Genomic DNA, 2,540 nt, shown 5'->3' on the forward strand with positions numbered 1-2,540 from the left:
TATAACGTACAAGTTGCGACTGAAGGTCAATATGCCCTTGCCTACAGTTTATTTTCGAATCCAACAGACACACGTACATTAATCCCCTTCCTGGACATAATCGAGCAGGATTATTTTGAATTACCGAAGCACATTGTCGCAGACGCGGGATACGGCAGTGAACAGAATTATGACGACATCCTCTCGAACCGGAAACGGGAAGCTTTGATCACGTATGGCATGTATATAAAAGAACAAAAGAAGAAATATAAACAGAACAAGTTCAACACAGCAAACTGGCAGTATGATGAAGAGAATGATGTCTATATATGTCCAAATGAGAAACGTCTCCTCTTTAAATATCATTCTGTCCGTACAGATAAAGCTGGTTTCACGCGTCATTTTAAGGTTTACGAATGCGAAGACTGTTCAGGATGCCCATTTCGTTCGTTGTGTACGAAAGCAAAAGAAGGAAACCATCGAAAGCTTATGGTGAACGAGAAGTGGGAACAGCAAAAAGAATATGTCAGAACGAAGCTTTCAGAAGAAAAAACAAGTTCCATCTATCGTCAGAGAAAAATTGACGTAGAACCAGTTTTTGGATTCTTGAAGGCCAATTTGTGTTTCACTCGATTTTCCGTTCGAGGAAAATCGAAGGTTGAAAACGAAATGGGCCTTGCGTTACTGGCCGTGAATTTAAGAAAATACACGGCCAACAGTAGGGATCACACGCAAAAATAGAGAAAGGTGAATTTGAGCATACTCAAATTCACCTTTCTCATTGTTTAAAGCTAGTTATGTCCCAGCCTCCAGACTGTAGACAAAGTACCTTTTCACTTTATCTACAGTCTTTTTATTTTCAGTAATAGAGAAGGAATCTACAGCTCGGCTTGAAAAACGCTTGCAGAAAAGCAACTTAGTATGCGAGCATTTATCAACAAGCTAAAACTTATCCAATGGCGAATCCATTTATTCCTTTGAGCCAAGAGGGTTCAGGTGCAGTGAAATTGTGAACTCCTTAAATTTCTTCCGCTATCGCTCCAGTCAGGCATTTGCCGTTGAGGGTTTCCATAATTTTTCTCTGCAACAAGTTTCACTCTTGGTCTTTTTATCTTATTCCTGCAATTTTAACAAGTTATGATTCAAGTCAGGTTCGACTAAAATGGCCAAAGGAGAATAAGAGTATCTCTGTAAATGAACAAAATGACATTCAAATGAAACATGAACAAATAAAACAAGACGCTGAAAAAAGATTTCAAAAAGAAATTAATGAACTAAATTTAAGTTCCGGAAAATAAAAAAAGAGTAGCTCGTCAGAAAAGACAGCTACTCTCATATGTTTTTACCTTCTCTAATAACATAATTCCTTAAACCTCCATGCCATCACATCAACAGCCCCATTTTGCCACCTCATCCGAATCCTCATCAATGTAAATCAAATCTCCGTCCTCAACATCTCCAAACTGCAACTCCTTATGTATTTCCTTCAACAAACCACTATAAGAAATCCGCCTCTTATAAGCCAATGCCTTGTCCAAATCCTTGATCGTCTGAATATTTTCCGCCGTGATCTTATTCCCTCGGATCACGTCTGTATCTTTTTCCGGATATTTAGATACCTCAAAAATTGCATTTTAATCCGAAATCATTTGCTGCATAGAAAAGCCTCTCCTACCATCGACTTTTTTTCAAATAAACGATTGTAGTTTCGTTGAAAATAAACATATTCAATATATTTACCTTAAAACATATTGAACCTTCCCCATCCGCCAGCGTATGATGAAAACACATCAGTCTGGGGGAATTGACATGCTTATATGGATAACGATTATTTCAATCTTTGGATATCTAGTAGGTTGCTTGCATGGGTCTGTTGTCGCCCAATGGATTTCCGGGGTTAATTTGAAGGAAACAGGCGTAAAAAATGCAGGTGCATCAAATGCGATGATTGTGTTGGGAAAACGTTTTGGCGCATTAGTCGCATTGATTGATATCGGCAAAGGAATTGCTGCTGTCGTTGTTGTGAAGCTACTGACAGCACACTTAACTTTCAATGAAGAGCAAAGTGCTCTCCTCTATTTTTTAGTTGGCGCTGCTGTCGTATTTGGCCATAATTTTCCGTTCTATATGAAGTTTAGTGGGGGTAAAGGAACAGCTACCGTCATTGGAGTGCTATTCGCCATCGACTGGCGATTTGGCATTGCGGGGCTTTTGTTGTTCATTGCCGTTGCGCTATTGACCGACATTCTTGTCATCGGTGTTTTTATGCTTTATATCACTTTATTCGTTTTGGCAATCTATCTTAATGGGCACTGGCCGATGATTATTGCTGTCGCTCTTCTCTGCATGGCGATCTATAAACACTTGGAAAACTTTAAACGCATTCATACAGGGACAGAACCGCGTATTAAAGCTTCATTCAAAAAGAAAAAGCAAGAGCAGTGACTCTTGCTTCAGCTTGTTGACAAACGCTCGCATACTGCGTTGCTCGTCTCGCTCGTCCCCTCATGAACCTTAAGTTCTATTCGGGTCTTCGCTCGACTTCGCGCCTTGTCTGGCAA

General features: G+C 39.8%; 3 protein-coding genes. 2 read left to right on the plus strand and 1 reads right to left on the minus strand.

Going from position 1 to position 2,540, the window contains the following annotated elements; genetic code table 11:
• On the plus strand, positions 1-720 hold a 720-nt coding region (locus tag WFH04_RS17975; protein ID WP_336825688.1), incomplete at its 5' end, for a transposase.
• Positions 721-1,367: 647 nt separating this feature from the next.
• On the opposite strand, the gene WFH04_RS17980 is transcribed toward WFH04_RS17975, so the two are convergent.
• Positions 1,368-1,568, minus strand: a complete 201-nt coding sequence (locus WFH04_RS17980) for a protein rep (protein WP_336825690.1) — start codon at positions 1,566-1,568, stop codon at positions 1,368-1,370.
• Positions 1,569-1,788: 220 nt separating this feature from the next.
• Between WFH04_RS17980 and WFH04_RS17985 the strand changes: the two genes are divergently transcribed.
• On the plus strand, positions 1,789-2,424 hold the full coding sequence (locus WFH04_RS17985; protein ID WP_336825692.1) for a glycerol-3-phosphate acyltransferase: 636 nt from the start codon (positions 1,789-1,791) through the stop codon (positions 2,422-2,424).
• The last annotated feature ends 116 nt before the right edge of the window (positions 2,425-2,540 follow it).

Source organism: Sporosarcina sp. USHLN248, assembly GCF_037144575.1.
Taxonomy (GTDB): domain Bacteria; phylum Bacillota; class Bacilli; order Bacillales_A; family Planococcaceae; genus Sporosarcina; species Sporosarcina contaminans.